This is a genomic window from Paenibacillus sp. JJ-100, from assembly GCF_948329825.1.
GTDB lineage: Bacteria > Bacillota > Bacilli > Paenibacillales > Paenibacillaceae > Paenibacillus.
In genome coordinates this window covers 256,798-273,573 of the sequence record NZ_CAOJCM010000003.1, presented here as the reverse complement: position 1 = coordinate 273,573, position 16,776 = coordinate 256,798, and the positions used below count along the sequence as shown (strand labels likewise).

General features: G+C 46.8%; 13 protein-coding genes. 6 read left to right on the top strand and 7 right to left on the bottom strand.

Annotated features, from left to right (window positions below; all coding sequences use genetic code 11):
- The first annotated feature begins 110 nt into the window (after positions 1 to 110).
- Positions 111 to 884 carry a class I SAM-dependent methyltransferase gene (locus PQG66_RS14270; protein ID WP_272038399.1) on the top strand — a complete coding sequence of 258 codons (774 nt, stop codon included), beginning with the start codon at positions 111 to 113 and terminating at the stop codon, positions 882 to 884.
- Positions 885 to 981: 97 nt separating this feature from the next.
- Here the strand turns inward: PQG66_RS14270 and PQG66_RS14265 are convergent, their stop codons facing one another.
- On the bottom strand, positions 982 to 2,016 hold the full coding sequence (locus PQG66_RS14265; RefSeq protein WP_272038398.1) for an NADH:flavin oxidoreductase/NADH oxidase: 1,035 nt from the start codon (positions 2,014 to 2,016) through the stop codon (positions 982 to 984).
- 65 nt (positions 2,017 to 2,081) lie between these two features.
- Positions 2,082 to 2,276 carry a 2-hydroxymuconate tautomerase gene (locus PQG66_RS14260; RefSeq protein ID WP_272038397.1) on the bottom strand — a complete coding sequence of 65 codons (195 nt, stop codon included), beginning with the start codon at positions 2,274 to 2,276 and terminating at the stop codon, positions 2,082 to 2,084.
- 204 nt (positions 2,277 to 2,480) lie between these two features.
- On the opposite strand from PQG66_RS14260, the gene pepT reads away from it, so the two are divergent.
- A complete protein-coding gene (pepT, locus tag PQG66_RS14255) occupies positions 2,481 to 3,722 on the top strand; it encodes a peptidase T (RefSeq protein WP_272038396.1) in 1,242 nt (413 codons plus the stop codon).
- A gap of 64 nt (positions 3,723 to 3,786) precedes the next feature.
- Here pepT and PQG66_RS14250 read toward each other — a convergent pair whose 3' ends face one another.
- Positions 3,787 to 4,485, bottom strand: coding sequence for a Crp/Fnr family transcriptional regulator (locus PQG66_RS14250; RefSeq protein ID WP_272038395.1), 699 nt, complete (start codon positions 4,483 to 4,485; stop codon positions 3,787 to 3,789).
- A 289-nt stretch (positions 4,486 to 4,774) separates the two neighbouring features.
- Here PQG66_RS14250 and PQG66_RS14245 point away from each other — a divergent pair, with 289 nt between their 5' ends.
- The gene (locus PQG66_RS14245; RefSeq protein WP_272038719.1) at positions 4,775 to 5,614 is read left to right on the top strand and encodes a methyl-accepting chemotaxis protein; all 840 of its coding nucleotides are present in this window, start codon (positions 4,775 to 4,777) and stop codon (positions 5,612 to 5,614) included.
- Positions 5,615 to 5,741: 127 nt separating this feature from the next.
- Here PQG66_RS14245 and PQG66_RS14240 read toward each other — a convergent pair whose 3' ends face one another.
- A complete protein-coding gene (locus PQG66_RS14240; protein WP_272038394.1) occupies positions 5,742 to 7,178 on the bottom strand; it encodes an alanine/glycine:cation symporter family protein in 1,437 nt (478 codons plus the stop codon).
- A 430-nt stretch (positions 7,179 to 7,608) separates the two neighbouring features.
- On the opposite strand from PQG66_RS14240, the gene PQG66_RS14235 reads away from it, so the two are divergent.
- A complete protein-coding gene (locus tag PQG66_RS14235) occupies positions 7,609 to 8,538 on the top strand; it encodes a response regulator (RefSeq protein ID WP_272038393.1) in 930 nt (309 codons plus the stop codon).
- A gap of 175 nt (positions 8,539 to 8,713) precedes the next feature.
- Here the strand turns inward: PQG66_RS14235 and PQG66_RS14230 are convergent, their stop codons facing one another.
- Both PQG66_RS14230 and PQG66_RS14225 read right to left on the bottom strand, forming a co-directional pair.
- On the bottom strand, positions 8,714 to 8,890 hold the full coding sequence (locus PQG66_RS14230; protein ID WP_272038392.1) for an aspartyl-phosphate phosphatase Spo0E family protein: 177 nt from the start codon (positions 8,888 to 8,890) through the stop codon (positions 8,714 to 8,716).
- A gap of 292 nt (positions 8,891 to 9,182) precedes the next feature.
- A complete protein-coding gene (locus tag PQG66_RS14225) occupies positions 9,183 to 14,531 on the bottom strand; it encodes a rhamnogalacturonan lyase family protein (protein WP_442955099.1) in 5,349 nt (1,782 codons plus the stop codon).
- A gap of 349 nt (positions 14,532 to 14,880) precedes the next feature.
- On the opposite strand from PQG66_RS14225, the gene PQG66_RS14220 reads away from it, so the two are divergent.
- Both PQG66_RS14220 and PQG66_RS14215 read left to right on the top strand, forming a co-directional pair.
- Positions 14,881 to 15,504, top strand: coding sequence for an acetate uptake transporter (locus tag PQG66_RS14220; protein WP_272038391.1), 624 nt, complete (start codon positions 14,881 to 14,883; stop codon positions 15,502 to 15,504).
- 109 nt (positions 15,505 to 15,613) lie between these two features.
- Positions 15,614 to 15,760 (top strand): hypothetical protein, encoded by a 147-nt coding sequence (locus tag PQG66_RS14215; RefSeq protein ID WP_272038390.1) that lies wholly within the window; start codon positions 15,614 to 15,616, stop codon positions 15,758 to 15,760.
- A gap of 68 nt (positions 15,761 to 15,828) precedes the next feature.
- On the opposite strand, the gene PQG66_RS14210 is transcribed toward PQG66_RS14215, so the two are convergent.
- Positions 15,829 to 16,422, bottom strand: coding sequence for an ANTAR domain-containing response regulator (locus tag PQG66_RS14210; protein ID WP_272038389.1), 594 nt, complete (start codon positions 16,420 to 16,422; stop codon positions 15,829 to 15,831).
- Positions 16,423 to 16,776: the final 354 nt, after the last annotated feature.

Below are 16,776 nucleotides of genomic sequence, written 5' to 3'. Positions count from 1 at the left end.
GTCTGCTCTGAAAAATCTATTTCCAAACACCGCTGCTGGAAGGGATAATTCAGCAAGAATGTACCTTCCTCTGTTTTGTTCAAAACATCTAAATCTGGAGGAATGATACGATGTCATTCAGTTATTACGGCCCCTTATGCACCAAAGTATACGATATTACCAAACCGATCGGATACTCTTTGGGAGGGGATATTGAATTTTACAGCCATCTGTTGCAGCACTGCAATGGACGTATCTTGGAAGCCATGTCAGGTTCAGGCCGAATGCTCATTCCACTGCTTGAAGCAGGGCTGAAGGTAGATGGAGTCGATTATTCGGAAGCTATGGTTCAGTCCTGCCGTTCTCGATGCAACGAACGTGCATTGCCTATGCCTGAGCTATTTGTGGCCGATCTGGTGAATTTAGACCTTCCCTATCGTTATGAAGCCATTATTATTCCGAGCGGGTCACTCATGCTTATTCAGGATCGCAGTTCTTCGATTCAGGTTCTGCAAAATCTGTATGATCACCTGGAGCCAGGGGGCAGGCTGATTTTTGATCTCTTTTTGCCAGACGTCACCAAACCTGCTTCAATGGATATATCTTCGGTTCGATTACCCGAGGGTGACACGATCACCATTGAAGAGAGAACGACCGAAATCAATCTCCTTCACCAGTATACCACCAGCCTGATTCGCTACGAGCAGTGGCACCAAGGCACACTCGTAGACACGGAGATGCAGGAACTTACTCTGAGATGGTACGGAGTGGAGGAACTACGTCTTATTCTGGAGAAGATTGGATTCACCAACGTTGAAGTCTACGCAGACTTTAATCATGGAGAAGTCCCTACACAATCCAACCAGAAATTTGTCTATGAAGCAACACGCAAACCATCGTTATAAGTGATGGCGTATGGATACCCGATACCAGATACAAGGTACAAGGTACAAGGTACAAAGTCAAACCGGACAGCTATCGTCTGTTGATCATCGGTTGGACTTAATATCCACGAGCATATTGCTCGGCAATCGCTGCCTGCTGTTTGCTGACACCCAGCTCAAGTGCTGCATGATTGGCCCAGTACGGGTCACGCAGCATGCCTCTGCCAATCGCAACCAGATCGGCATCTCCATTGCCGATCACGGCCTGCGCCAGTGCCGCATCCTCCAGCATGCCTACTGCGATTACAGGCACATTCAGTTCTTCCCGGAATCGACGGGCAAAAGGAACCTGGTAGCCTGGATAGTTTCCAGGTTTACGTTGACCAGCCGGCCCTTCACCACCAGAGCTGATGTGGAACATGTCCACGCCTGCTTCCTGATAGGCACGGCCGATTTTGATCGTATGATCGATGTCATATCCGCCATTGGCATATTCTACGGCAGAGATTCGCATGATGAGCGGCATGTCAGCAGGCATTTCTTTTTTCACTGCACGGATAATCTCCACACCAAAGCGAGACAGATCTTGTCCATATCTATCATCACGATGATTCATCAGCGGAGAGTGAAACTGGTGAATCAGATAGCCATGCGCACCATGAAGTTCGATTGCATCCACACCAGCTTGAACAGCACGACGCACACCATCTGCAAATTTTTGCACCATCGCTTCCACTTCTTCCGTAGTCAACGCGCGAGGCTCCTTATATTTTTCCCCCGGGAACGTTACAACTGAGGGAGCAACCGGCTGCGGTGCATCCTCGGCTTTACGTCCTGCGTGTGCAATCTGTATTGCCACTTTGGAGCCATAGGCATGCATACCCTCCACCAGCTTGGTGAAAGCCGGTATGTGCTCATCTGACCAGATACCCAGGTCGTTGTCGGTAATCCGTCCATCCGGATCAACATCTGTCATTTCAATAATAATTAGTCCTGTTCCACCCACGGCACGGCTTACATAGTGAACCTGATGCCAATCATTCGGAATGCCGTCTTTGGCCGTAACTGAATATTGGCACATCGGTGCCATAACGACACGATTTTGCAGTTGCAGACCTTTGAACTGATATGGTGAAAACAATTGCTCTGTCATAATAAGTACAACTCCTATTCATCATTTATATGTTCAGTAGATTAACGCCGTCCTGCTCTGACCCATTAATTTGTATCTTGGTCCGAGAACATTTTGCCGTTCTTACCGTAGTTATCTTTCTCCAGATCTTCTATGAAAATAAAAACTTTACTTGCATCCACACCCAGCGTCTCGCAAGCTACATCGGTCATCCGTTCAATTAACTGACGCTTTTGCTCTTTTGTTTTGCCTTCCAGCATTTTCACCGTGATAAATGGCATAATATGAACACATCCTCTCTTCATAGCTATTATGAACCTGAGGTTCCCAAATTCAAGTACGCACTTTTTGGTGCCCTTCTATCCATCTTCATCCCAAGTCTGCTTACATCTCCTCCAGTGGGATGTCATTCTCGAAATCCGGACAAACATGATATGATATCGCTGCATTCCATGTATATATTACCCATTAAGGAGAGATTAGACGTGAAAGATATTTTAATTCAACGACTTCGCACATATGTACAGATAGACACCCAATCGGATGAAAATAGTAGCACCTGTCCGTCCACTCCGGGACAACTGGAGCTGGGCCGGCTGCTGGTAGAGGAATGCATTTCCATTGGGTTACAGGAAGTGACCATGGATGAGAATGGTTATGTTATGGCTACACTTCCGTCCAATACGGACAAGGACGTCCCTGTCATCGGATTCCTCGCGCACCTCGACACCGCAACCGACTTCACGGGGAAAAATGTGAAACCACAGGTGGTTGAGAGCTATGACGGTGCAGACCTCGTGCTGAACCAGGAGCTGGATGTCATTTTGTCCACTAAGGACTTCCCGGAGCTTCATGAGTACAAGGGGCATACCCTAATCACTACCGATGGCACCACCTTACTTGGTGCAGACAACAAAGCAGGCATCGCCGAGATCATGACGGCTATGGCCTATCTGATCGAGCACCCGGAGATCAAACACGGCAAGATTCGGGTTGCTTTTACCCCGGATGAAGAGATTGGCCGCGGCCCTCACAAGTTTGATGTTGCCGCCTTTGGTGCTAAATACGCTTATACGGTGGACGGCGGACCACTTGGCGAACTGGAATATGAGAGCTTTAACGCAGCAGCAGCCAAGATCACCGTCCGCGGCACGAATGTACACCCCGGAACGGCAAAAGGCAAGATGGTCAATTCACTGAAAATTGCGATGGAGTTAAATGCACGTCTGCCTGTAGAGGAAGCACCTGAATCCACAGAAGGTTACGAGGGTTTCTACCATCTGGTGGCGATGGAAGGTAATGTGGAACTAACGAAGATTCACTATCTCATCCGCGATTTTGACCGGGAGAAGTTCGAAGCACGGAAAACGAACCTGGTAAACATTACAGAAGAACTCAAAGCCACGTATGGAGAAAAAAGTGTCACGTTGGAGACGAACGACCAGTACTACAATATGCGTGAAAAGATCGAGCCCGTTCGCCAGATTGTAGATATCGCTCATAAAGCAATGACAAGACTGGACATTACACCCATTATTCGCCCTATTCGGGGAGGAACCGACGGCTCCCAGCTGTCCTATATGGGCATGCCCACACCGAATATTTTCACTGGCGGCGAGAATTACCACGGTAAATACGAATATGTATCCGTAGATAATATGGTTAAGGCTACACAAATCATTGTAGAGATTGCCCAATTGTTCGAGCAGCACGGAAATATAGAATAGGAAACCACAGCAGATCAGATGATAAAGAACATCCTTCACGATGAAGGGTGTTTTTCATTGGATTCTAACACTTTTCATACACATTACCTCCTGCAATCTCGCGCAACTCTTCCACATTCTGAATGACGATTTTCCGTCTTGCTTTACGAATGATATCTCGCTTGCATAAGTCCTGAATGACCCGATTGAGATGTCTGTAACTTGTCCCCAGCAGATCCGCCAGCTCTGTCAGTGTTGATGTCTGAATTTCTTCTGGAGTCGTTGTATTCTGATCCAAAGTGGACAAAAGATAACTGGCGAACCTGCTTTCAACAGGACACAACATGTTCAAGCTCGATACATTCGAGAACATGTGCAGCTTATGTGTCACCTGGCTAAGCATAAAATGAAGGAAATTCGGATTCTTCGTATAGGAGTTCTGGATCGCACGATAGCTGACCGCAAGTAACAAACTTTGATTCACAGACTGCACTGAATTGCTCGCTTCTTTTCCGTTAACAAGTTCCAAATCACCAACAAGCGAGAGCGGTGTGCCGAACCGAAGCAGAAGTGACTTACCATTCGGCAGTGTTGTGAAGATCTTAAGTTTGCCTTGAACGAGAAAATACAAGCGTTCAGGACGTTCTCCTTTTTCACAGATCATCTCACCTTGTTCTGCCTCCAGAAGACGTAGCTCAGCAAGCACTGTATTATCAAGTACCTCATCCAATCCGTGCACTTTAACCAGCTGACGTATCAGTTCAAAATCCAATACTTCCTTCATTCGGCTGTACCTCCCATATGATCTTAAATGGACATATGTCCTATATATCAAGTCAACGTGATGAGAACATTTGGCATAAAAAAAGTTACAACTAGAACTAATATCCATGAAACCGTTCCAGATGGTAAAAATTCTGAGAATATTATTGAAAATAGTTTGATTTTCATGCATTAAAGCATTCAAGATCTCCGAACATTGTCCGATGAAACATAGAGGTTCTACATATTTTCCAAACTTACCAATTCATTTTATATACTTTTTGAGAGGATGATTTTGTTCCATGAGTTCCATAAATATTATTGACGCATTAGCGAAGGCCATTCCATATATTGGTCTGATACTCCGAGAGCCTGCCAGCTTGACTCTGTATGATCACGAGAAAGTACTCGAAGTCTTGACCACCCAGAAGTTCGACCTTGGATTTGAAAAAGGAATGCCCCTTCTGGAGTCCTATCAGAACTTCTCCGCGTTGAAAAATGGCAGAGAAGCTACACTTGTACCTTTGCCCAAAGAAGTGTTTGGACTTGAGTTGGACACACTGAATATTCCCATCTTTGATGATCATGACAATGTTGTTGCTGTGTTCTGTGCCTCCTATGACCAGTCCAATCAGAATCAACTTGAAGAGATTATTGAAGAGAATCGAAATATCAATGCCAACCTTGTCGATATGGTACAGCATGTTGCTGCGCATGCCGAGGAGTTACAAGCGACAAGCGAACAAATTTTGGAAAACACACGGCTTGCCGTTCAGAATTCATCTCAGATTAACAAAGTTGCAGGATTCATTCGTGAAATCTCTGAACAAACGAACCTGCTCGGTCTGAATGCTGCGATTGAAGCAGCACGTGTAGGTGAAGCTGGAGCCGGTTTTGGTGTTGTGGCATCCGAAGTACGTAAACTTTCTGTTGATGCGAAACAAGCAACAACCGATATTGATGCCAGCCTCAAAGATGTACAACAGGTGATCAAACAGATGGAAGTTGAAGTGTCCCAGATTGCCGCTTCTTCTCAAGAACAAGCAACCCTCGTTTCTTCGTTCACGGATGTGATCGAGAAGCTCAATGATACTGGCGAACGCATGAAAATTCTGTCCGAGCAACTGATCAGCTACTCTGTACAAAAGTAACCGATGAGGTGTAGCTCCAAGTGATCTGATTTACCCTCATACAACATGCAGGTGAAGTTAAAATGTAATAAACAGGACTTGGGATGCCATAATGGTAGTCCAAGTCCTGTTCTTTGTTTTATATGAATTATTGCGTCACATTAAGCTTTCTAGTACCGGTTACCTCTTCCTCCGACTCCCAGCACTCGACCTCTCCCGGAATATGAATACGATCACGGGTGAACACAGGGTCACGTCCCTCAGCCTTCTGCCGCTTGTAATCCTTAAGTGCTTCAAAGGTGACTTTGGATAGCATCAGGATCGCAATAAGATTAACAACGACCATCAGACCCATAAACAGGTCAGCCAAATCCCACACTAGTTGTACCTTCGCTACCGCACCAAACAACACCATGCTAATAACCGCAACTCGGTAGATCCAGAGCCATATCTTATTAGACTTAATAAATTCAATGTTTGTTTCCCCGTAGTAGTAGTTACCAATCAGCGTACTGAAAGCAAACAGGAATACCATTATAGCTAGGAAACCTGAAGCCCAAGGACCGATGTGTACACTGAGTGCAGCTTGAGTCAACTCAATACCACCTAGATCTGAACCTTGATATACTCCGGATAACAAAATAATCATCGCTGTACTTGTACAAATAATGAGCGTATCAGTAAGTACGCCAAACGCTTGAATCAGGCCTTGCTTCACCGGATGAGACGTATCTGCCGTTGCAGCAGCATTCGGCGCACTACCCATACCGGCTTCATTGGAGAATAATCCGCGCTTAACGCCATTCATTAGCGCTGCACCCAGTGTACCACCAGCCGCCTGTTCGATGCCGAAGGCATTTTTCACAATCAGTGCAATCATCGCAGGTAATTCAGTGATATTTACCAGCACAATAAACGCAGCCACACCGATATACAGTACGGCGAGCACAACCACAATATACTCCGACGCTTTCGCGATCCGTTTCACGCCGCCCATAATGATCCCTGCAAACACGACTGCCATAATGATACCAACCGTTAAGCGATCCGTTCCAAAGGAATTTTGGAATGCCACTGTAATCGTGTTGGACTGTACAGCGTTAAAGACCAAACCGAACGAAAGAGTAATCAGAATCGCAAACAAGACTCCCATCCAGCGTTTCCCAAGACCTCGCTCCATGTAGTAGGCCGGCCCACCGCGGAATCCGCCTTTGTCCTTAATTTTGTAAATCTGAGCCAGCGTGCTCTCAACAAAACTAGAAGCCGATCCAATAATTGCAATAACCCACATCCAGAATATAGCTCCGGGTCCCCCGATGGCTATAGCGATTGCAATCCCTGTAATGTTTCCCGTACCCACACGTGCAGCCATACTGATACAGAAGGCTTGAAATGGAGAGATTTTACCCGGCTCCTTGCTCGTTTTCTCTTTCAGTACCTTGACCATATCACTGATCATTCGGAACTGCATGAACCTTGTTTTCGTTGTGAAATAGACACCGCAAACGACCAACAGAACGATTAACAGCTTGGACCAGAGAAAATCATTAAAAACGACGACAACATCTTGTATTATTTGCTCCATCGATACGCCCCTTTTTATGATGTATTATAGAAAAGATTACTGCATTCATTTCTTATCTTGAAACTTCTATGTCTGATATCGACTGCTGTGATTTTGAAACAACTGAAAATTTGCAACATTTTACACAACAACGAGCTCAGACTGATACATGTTACTTATACTACAATTATATCTACCGAAATCGACAAATACCTACATGATATCTACACATTTTTTTTGGAAATAGACCTCTCTCATCCAGTCATTGTCATCTAACCTTACATGTAAGCTTCTATGCAGAATAGCAAGTGGGAAGTATTATAGAATGAGAGAATCACAAGATTTGAGATAACTCATCTGTAAAACAAAATCTTACGGCACAGCGAAGCCATATAGAATAAAAGCTTATTTTTTAGAAATATCCTGATCAATTGGAAAGGACGTGACCTATATGCGTTATTTTATCGTTGATGATGACCCAGGCGTGCGTTCCATGCTTATAGACATTATTGAAGATGAAGGATTAGGCGAAATCGCAGGTGAGGCCGAGGATGGGACACATATTCATGCCGAATTGTTGGAACTGCATAAGGTGGATGTGCTGCTGATCGATCTGCTGATGCCACACCAGGATGGGATTCAGACCGTACGTACACTTGAAGGGAAGTTCAAAGGCAAGATCGTGATGATCTCCCAGATCGAATCCAAAAATATGATTGGAGAGGCTTACTCTCTTGGCATTGAGTATTATATTACGAAACCCATAAACCGCTTGGAGATTCTATCGGTGTTAAGGCTGGTGGAGGAAAGGCTACGGATGCAACAGTCTATTGCTGATATCCAGCGTACGCTCCAAGGACTGTCAGGGCTGCATATTGGGGCACGTCAACAAACGCAGGTTCCCGACAAAACCATTGCTACTGCCGGGCATTTTCTACTGTCCGAGATGGGGATGATCGGCGAAGCAGGCAGCCGGGATCTGCTGGACATGCTGGAATATCTGGAACAGATAGAGACAAACGAGCACAAGCTGTCCCCTTATACCTTCCCATCGCTCAAAGACATCTTCCAGCAAGTCGCCCAGCGTAAATTGGGACAGAATGCTTCGCCTGCAGACATTACCAAAGAAGTGAAGGCATCAGAACAGCGAGTGCGTAGAGCTATTTTTCAGACCTTGAGTCACGTGGTTTCTCTTGGACTGACCGATTACACCCATCCGAAGTTCGAGAACTACGCTTCCAAATTTTTTGACTTTACTGAGATTCGCAAAAAAATGCTGGAACTTCAAAATAATGTGGAGCCTTCGTTGTCCCAGACTCGGATCAATACGAAAAAGTTCGTTCAAGTACTGTATCTGGAAGCCAAACGAATGCTTCACTGAACCAAAACGGGCATGAATGATCTGTCATCAAGGTCCCTCACAACTCATGCAGGATTTACCTTTCTGGCGATCTTCCATGCCCTTTCTTGTTTTGGACGATGTGCTGCACGTCCAAGCGGTATTGATTCATACGATAACGCCTTTCTGTATATAGTTGCACCCGATCAGTTCGCTCTTATGGCCGTGTCTGATTTCGGGAAATTCGATGATATTCATTAATCAACTCATCCAGTGCCATCGATTGTCGAATGACTTCGGGATGTCCAAGCCTTCCTTTGTTGTGCTCTACCAGTTTATAAAGGTTATGCCTGGCCTTTTCTATTTTATTTTTCAATTCCAAACTCATAACCATGACCCCTGATACCTCCTTAACTTCTGTTCATTGTAGTGGCTCCTGTCAATCTAAAGTTTGATTAACATATGACATAGAAGACATGGATGTTTTGTATGTTCCTCCAAATTTTGAAAGTACTGATTCTATTTTAATAGAGATGAGTTAATAATGCCAGACAGCACTGGATGTTATTAAACAATTTGTGTCATAATTGTGTAATTTATAAAACAAAAAACACCTCTCCAATCTCGAATCCCATAGATGGGGATCTCTTGAGAATGAAGAGATGCTCTTCTGTTCATTGATCCTGTTAATGCATTACTATAACCTGAAGCGGTTCACTTACCGTTTTTCCACTTGGATTGATCCATTCCACAACATATGTGTACTCTCCGACAGCGCGATCATTCACCTTCACCTCGGCTACCTGTGCATTCGGGGAAGATGCCTCTAATGGCTGGCTACTAATCTCCTTCCCGTTCTCATACAACCGATACGATGTCGCATTGGTACCCCACCACAGATTTATCTTGATCGTGTATTGGCCATCCTCATCCCAATTGTCATGCGACAACTCAGGTTTGGCCGGTGCAGCATCACGAACGATGACCGTTAGCGGCTGACATTCCGTTTTACCTTTGGCATTCGCAAGTTCACACGTATATACATAGGTGCCATTTGCTCGCCCTTCAATGGAAGTAGATACCTTCTGAGCAGACGGCGTAGATGCAACTAATTTCTGAGTATCCAGCAGTTCTCCATTCTCATACAGCTTATACTCCGTACCGTTATTCCCCCACCACATGTCCATCGTTACCGTGTAGTTTCCATCACTTAGCCCATCTACGTGACCCTGATTATCCGAAAGAACAGGCGTTCCAGGCGCACCCTCCGACTGATCTCCAGCTACTATAGTTACGTCAACGGATACTTCTGTGATCAGTCCCGCACCATTCACCGCGCGAGCTGTGAAGATATGTCTGCCTGCAAGCCCGGTTAGTGGAATCTCATCACCTGGCTTCACCATCTCTCCATCCCAAGTCAGCTCCAGACTTGCAATTCCGGATTCAGGGTCTTCGGCCTTCACCTTCACTTGCAGAACATCATTCTCGCTCATCTGCTCCCCAGGTAGATCCGTGATGACCGGAGGTGTTGTGTCTTCCGGTTCCTCCGGCTCTGGGGAACTACCCACATAGCGAATATTCGGCACCTTCGGCTGCTCCATGTCTGCACCGAGATAAAAGCTGGTATGCGGCGGCTGATTATAGGCTACATTTTGCCAAGCTACGCCAAGACGATAGACTGGATCATGCATCAGCGTACGAAGCCGCACATCCGTCTCATCGGTCGTGGTATATATACGCAGCTCCGAGCTATCCTGACTACGCCAGATGACCTCTTCGCGCCAGTCGCCAAACAAATCAGCTTGCAAGCTTGGATTAGCTTTGGTTCCGTTGTTGGAAGCAGCACCTGTTGCTGTCAACAGGTTAACTGTAGTCTGGTTTTCAACATCCCATTTGTCGATTCGAATACCATCCTGCAGCTCACGCAGCAGGTCGCCGTCCCACCAGATGCCAAAGTTGGTCGAGGAAGGAATCTTGGTTGTGATTAGCTCCCCTTTGGCACTGTATAGTCCAGTAATCGGGATGTGCTGCTCATTCGTAATTGTGGCAGCCCACACTTCAGCTCCTGGGTAGTTTGGATCAATATCAGCTGCCATACCACGGCCCGTATCCATCCCTGTGAATACACCCCACAGCACTTCACCTGTGGCTGCATCTCGCATCTCCATGCCATATGTCGAGCTTTTATCTTCGTGCACCCCGAATACCTCCATCCCCGGACGGGTTGGATCCAGGTCACTCAGATGCATCGCATCTCCATGACCCAGTCTGGTATTGTAGAGCGGCTTCCCATCATCATCAATTGCCATTGCTCCGAATGTAATCTCATCCTTACCATCTCCGTCCACATCACCTACGGAGAGGTTGTGATTCCCCTGACCTGCATATGAACCGTAACCCTCATCATTGGAATCAAAACGCCAAACCTGACTGATCTTGCCGTCCCGGAAATTGTAGGAGGCAAGCACCGTACGTGTGTAATATCCACGACTGAACATCGCACTCGGATGTTCGCCGTCCAGATAAGCTACAGCGGCAAGGAAGCGATCTACCCGGTTCCCGTATCCATCCCCCCATGCGGCAACATCTCCACGCGGCGGATCGTAATTCACCGTATCCAGCGCCGCTCCAGTCTCGCCATCAAATACGGTCAGGAATTCATCCCCCAGCAAAACATATCCGGAGCTGTTGCGATGATCTGCATTCGCATCCCCGATGACCTTGCCCTGTCCGTCAATCGTTCCGTCTGCGGTTTTCATCATCAGCTCAGCTCGGCCGTCTCCATCAAAATCATAGACGAGGAACGGGGAGTAATGCGCCCCTGCCCGAATGTTCGGTCCCATATCGATGCGCCAGAGACGAGTTCCATCCAGCTTGTAGGCATCCATATATACAATGCCAGTTATCCCAGCCTGAGAGTTATCTTTGCCGTTATTCGGTGACCACATAAGCACGATCTCGTACTCGCCGTCACCGTCTACATCCCCAACACTGGCATCCCCTGCATAGTAGGAATACGGCTGCCCGTCTTTGGTATATGCATCGGCAGGTTTTTGCAGCGGTACAGACAGATATTGCTCTTGCCACACGCCAAATTCTTTCGTTGCTGACTTCTCTACCCCATTTTCTACCGTCTTAACACGATATTTCGAGGTTTCTGTGCCATCCGCATCCGTATAGTTTGTGCTGCCCGTCAGCGGTTCTGCATTGAGCTTCTTCCCATCACGATAGAGATTGAAAGCAATTGAATCTGCGTCCAGACCCAGCATGCGCCAGCCGATGTAGTTCCCTTGCTCTGTTTTCACCGCAACGGGTGCACGATCCAAATATTCCATGGCCCGGTTCAACGTTGTAGCTGCTGGCGTTTCAAGCACACTGGACAACTCTGATACACCGCCCGCATTCACCGAAGCGACTCTGTAGTAATAAGGAACTGTACTAAGAATCGTGGAGTCCTTGTATGATGTTTCTTTGGTACGACCAATCATCTCATAAGATCCAGCCTCGCTCTTGGAACGATAGATCTGGTAAAAGCGTGCGCCCGCAGCTTCGTTCCATGTGAAAGAAGCTTCATTTTTATTGATTTCTTGTAACGCTAGTCCGGAAGGCACTTCGGCCTTCGCCACACTGGAATCAATGGTCGATACATTCAGCGCATTAGACGCGAGCGACTCTGCTCCAGTCTGATCCACTGCCGTTACCGTGTACACATAGTCCATACCAAGTTCGATCTGGATATCCGTATAGGTTGGCTCATCAACGGTGGCAAGCAATTCTGGTTTGGCCGCTCCTACAGACTGACGATAGACCTTATACTGCACATCCCCGGCCACCTCTTCCCAAGAAAGCACTGCGCGAATCGGATCACTATTGAGATCAAGATCATCGAGCTGAAGCCCAGAAGGAGACATGAAGGTTGGGGTGATCTCCAAACCGTTGAGATGTGCGGTCTGCCCACTGAACACCAGATTCATCTGACCGTCCTGAACCTGCACATCGTTAATGACTTTTTCCGCTATATTCTGTGCACCCGAAGATACAGTTCCGTAGTCCTTGCCCTCAATATTGACGTTCGTCCGAGCGGAGCCGATCCAGTCCCCAATATAGGCTTTAACCGAATAGCTGCCATTCGGCAGGTCCACCTTAAATTCATAATTTCCGCCAAAATAAATGACGAAATCACGGCGCAACGCATCCGTGGCATTACCACGATCCCGATCGGCCATATTAGCCGAAGAGGTAAGACCATATCCACGCTCAGACGTGTATAGCGTATTCCGATTCACTTCGTTATACCCCTCGGCTACTGGCGAGCCTACCGGGCCAAAGTCGTATCGATACGCAGCGGACTTCGTCGTGAAGCTCACCTCGTCCGAAGGCTCCGATTCCCCCCGCCCATTCACCGCTGTCACACGCACGGTGTAGGTTTCCCCTTCGGCTAGGCTGGATAAGGTTAGGGTCGGAACGGTAGCCGTTCCAGCAAGGGTATATGCAGATGCTGGCTCGGAAGACAGCTTGCGATAGATCTTGTAGATGTCAGCCGCTTCATCAGTTGTCCACTTCAATACAGCACCTGCATTACTAATACTGCCAACCTTCAAGCCGCTTGGCTTGGCTGGAATCTCAGCAGGTACCTCGGCATCTCTCACCGCATCAGCTAGTGGAATATCGAGTTCCCGTACTGCACCTGCAACCAGTCTGGCGATCTGAATCGCACCATACTCCTGAAAATGTGTGTTGTCGGCAACACCATTTGGGAACGCCTGATAGATGCCCGGTGCAACATGTAGGAACACCGACAGCGTAGCTTCCGGCCCAATCGAGTCATAATATTCGATACTGAGTCTGCTCAGATCGATCAGCTGCACATCATTCTCAGCCGCCACTTCTTTGGCTGCCTGCACATATTCAGGGAAAGAAACATTGAATTTGCCTGTGCTTGCATTGAAGTCCCTGCGTCCCATCGGCGTCACTAGAATCGGCGTAGCCCCCCGCTGCCGCACACCATCTATGTAGGTTTTTAGATAGATTTTGTAATCGGCTGGTGAAGCGTAACGATCGGGCACACTGATGGTAGCATCATTATGTCCGAACTGCACAAACAGATAATCCCCTGGTCGAATTACCCTCAGAATTTCATCCAATCGCCCTTGGAAAATAAACGACTTGGAACTGCGTCCGCCAATCGAGTGATTTTTGATCTCCACGGTGTCATTGAAAAAGGAAGGAAACATCTGTCCCCAGCCTGCTTGTGGTTCCCAGTACGGATTGTAGGTCTGCATCGTGGAATCTCCTGCGAGATACAGAACAGGTTTGCTTCCTGCCTCGCGCTCAGCCTGCTTCGTAATGACCAGTGCATTCAGATTCGCAGCTGCACCGGAGAAGACCAAGTTCATCTGTCCATCCACGAGAGCAATGTTGAAGTCCATCTCCAGATATTCACCCGCTGCCTTGCTGGTTAATTGCACTTTGTTCATGCTCTCTACATCTATGGCAATCTCTGTGGCCCCAGTCTCATCCCCTGCAACAAGTGACACCGTATAATCCCCGTTCGGCAGATCCACGTTGAACTGTCCACCTGTAGCAAACGTTGCAAAATCAGACTTGATCGGATCACTAGTCCCGCGATCCTGTACGGTTACCTTCGAGGCATCGGCATAACCATAACCCTGATCTGATGTATACACTGCATCTGCACTTACACCGGTATACCCCTCTGCCACAGTGCCTGATCCAAAATCATATCGATACACGGCTGTTTCCGTAGCAACTGAATTCACTTCTGCCGCATTCACTGCTGACGCACCAAATAAAGAGCCCCATCCCAGACTGGACATAGTAAACGCCGATACAAGCAAAATTAAGCCGAGCCTCCGCGTCTGTTTTGCGATCATCAACATCCATCCTTTCGCTTCTTCATCCATGAGTACATACCAAATTTCGAACAAGTTCAAATAAGTAAGCGCTTGCAATTTAGTGGTTTGTAGTGATTCCACCCTGTTCAGTTGCGCTGGATCTCCCCCGTCCTGTTTCACTTCCTCCTTTCTTGCCTCAGTTCATTCTTGCTGCTTCTACCTGGGGATAGCCGAACCGCAGATTTGATTTCCATTCGATACTAACGTGTATTACCTGGAAATAACATGTAATTTTCCGTCCTTTTTCACCACAAACCCGATATGTTAGCAGCCCCATGTCATCTCACTGTCACCACAAACAACCGTTTTCCGGTGTTTCAGGTAATTAAATCCCTATCTTTAAGTGAGCCATTCGGTTACAATAGGGCAATATGTGTGTCCGGACCTGGCGGACGTCAGAATGAAGTTCGAGAATGGCCTGCACAGGCCTATGATTCAGATTAGATATTATTGGAGGCTTATCAACACCATGCAAACGGAGTCACAGACAAAAGTCAAAATCATAAACGCCGATCCCAGCGCGATGGGATTATTCGGGCTGGCCATCGTAACCCTAGTCGCTTCTTCTCAAAAGCTCGGAATTACAGATGGACTTAGCTACGCTATTCCATGGGCCATCTTTCTAGGTGCTTTTGCCCAACTATTCGCATGTATTCAGGATTCCAAACGCAACAATACATTCGGAACGACCGCTTTCGGGGCCTATGCCTTCTTCTGGTTCGCCATGGGTGCGAATTGGTTGATTAAAATGGGTGTGTTCGGCTCTACACTTGCTGAGCAGGCTGATGGCAAGCAACTTGGATTTGCTTTTGCCGGTTACCTTATCTTCACCCTGTTCATGACGATTGGTGCTGTAGAAACGAACAAAGTATTGCTGATCATTTTTATCCTGATCGATTTCTTGTTCCTAGGTCTAACCTTTGACGCTTTCGGCATAGCACCGCATATCTTCCATCCCATTGCAGCTTATGCAGAGTTAGCCATCGGTATTGTGTCCCTGTACGGTACAGGTGCTTCCGTTCTGAATGCTCACTTCGGTTACTCCTTCCTGCCGATCGGCAAACCGTCCGGCATCTTCACACCGAAGTCTTAATATAGACGTCAGTATAGACGTATTATCAACTGCCTGCGCGCCGGTCCGCGTCTGGCAGTTTTTTGTATGCCAAGAAAAGATAATGTACTTCATTGGAATATGAATTGGTTTGGTTAGCGTTATTCGTGAGGATTCGAAACTGGGGGAGAAAAAGCTGTACCAGACTGCCCTTGACCGGGCAGCTATATGGAAACAACGGCAGGAAGACAGCAAAAAATTCGCCGGCTTCCTAACCGTAACATTTCCTTGGGAATAAGAAAGAAGATTAACCAGAAGATGCCGGATATAGCATGTACAAAAGCTTCCCTCTCCCCTTTTGATCGATTATGACTGGAGCAGTTGATGCGCCTTCACTATCGCTGTAGCGACATCAACCATCCGTTTTCGCTCATCCATTGCTTTTTTACGTAACAGGTCATACGCTTTCGCTTCAGGGATCTGCTTGAGGTCACACAAGATCGCCTTCGCCATATCAATCCACTTCCGATCTTCCAGCTTGGATTGCAGCTGCTTCCGCTCATGCTCCCATTGCTTGCGTTCCATATAACGTCTTGCAGAAAAGTGCAGAGTCCAGTGGATTTCTAGTCCAGTCATAGACGGGATAAGAATACCATCAAACGATGTATCCACTTCGCAGTCTTCAACGGAAGAAGAGGTTGTATCGGGAGCACACCACCAGAGTAACGGAGTATCTGAATTCCCCTTGCTTAGACGGTCCACCCATTGATCCACTTCCGCAAGAGACAAATGCAGGATGGAAGCATCTACCTCATGGGTAAGGTTCATCACCTCTGTCTCATCGTCCGAGACCTGCACGTGGTAACCAACCGCCCCCAGCAGCTTCTCTGGTGTCACAGGGATGGCTTCAGATGAGTTGCCGAGATCAGGTTGTACACGGATGACCAATATGGATCGCATGATGGATCAATCCCCCTTATTTTTGCGCTACAGACCCTACCAAACCTTGCCTTACATTTCATCCAATACTACATAAAAGCATTTATATGTTATATTACCTAACAAATTGAATGAAATACATACCGTGATTATGAAAATAAAATGTGTTTTGGAGTCTTTTAGAGGATTTCCACTTCCATATTTCTTTGTATTTTATGTAAACACAATTAACTTTAAATTTCAAACACTTTTTATGTTAAGTATATTGACATGTAAAATCCAATCTTTTATAGTTAGCCATAACAACACAACTCGATAAAATGAAGGATTACTCACAGCTACAACGGCGTAGCTGGTTGAAACGGCAATGAAGCC

Bases quoted from the DNA above. Each gene is read 5' to 3' on its own strand.
- PQG66_RS14270 (WP_272038399.1), top strand. From the start codon at position 111: ATGTCATTCAGTTATTACGGCCCCTTATGCACCAAAGTATACGATATT.
- PQG66_RS14265 (WP_272038398.1), bottom strand. From the start codon at position 2,016: ATGACAGAGCAATTGTTTTCACCATATCAGTTCAAAGGTCTGCAACTG.
- PQG66_RS14260 (WP_272038397.1), bottom strand. From the start codon at position 2,276: ATGCCATTTATCACGGTGAAAATGCTGGAAGGCAAAACAAAAGAGCAA.
- PQG66_RS14250 (WP_272038395.1), bottom strand. From the start codon at position 4,485: ATGAAGGAAGTATTGGATTTTGAACTGATACGTCAGCTGGTTAAAGTG.
- PQG66_RS14240 (WP_272038394.1), bottom strand. From the start codon at position 7,178: ATGGAGCAAATAATACAAGATGTTGTCGTCGTTTTTAATGATTTTCTC.
- PQG66_RS14235 (WP_272038393.1), top strand. From the start codon at position 7,609: ATGCGTTATTTTATCGTTGATGATGACCCAGGCGTGCGTTCCATGCTT.
- PQG66_RS14230 (WP_272038392.1), bottom strand. From the start codon at position 8,890: ATGGTTATGAGTTTGGAATTGAAAAATAAAATAGAAAAGGCCAGGCAT.
- PQG66_RS14220 (WP_272038391.1), top strand. From the start codon at position 14,881: ATGCAAACGGAGTCACAGACAAAAGTCAAAATCATAAACGCCGATCCC.
- PQG66_RS14210 (WP_272038389.1), bottom strand. From the start codon at position 16,422: ATGCGATCCATATTGGTCATCCGTGTACAACCTGATCTCGGCAACTCA.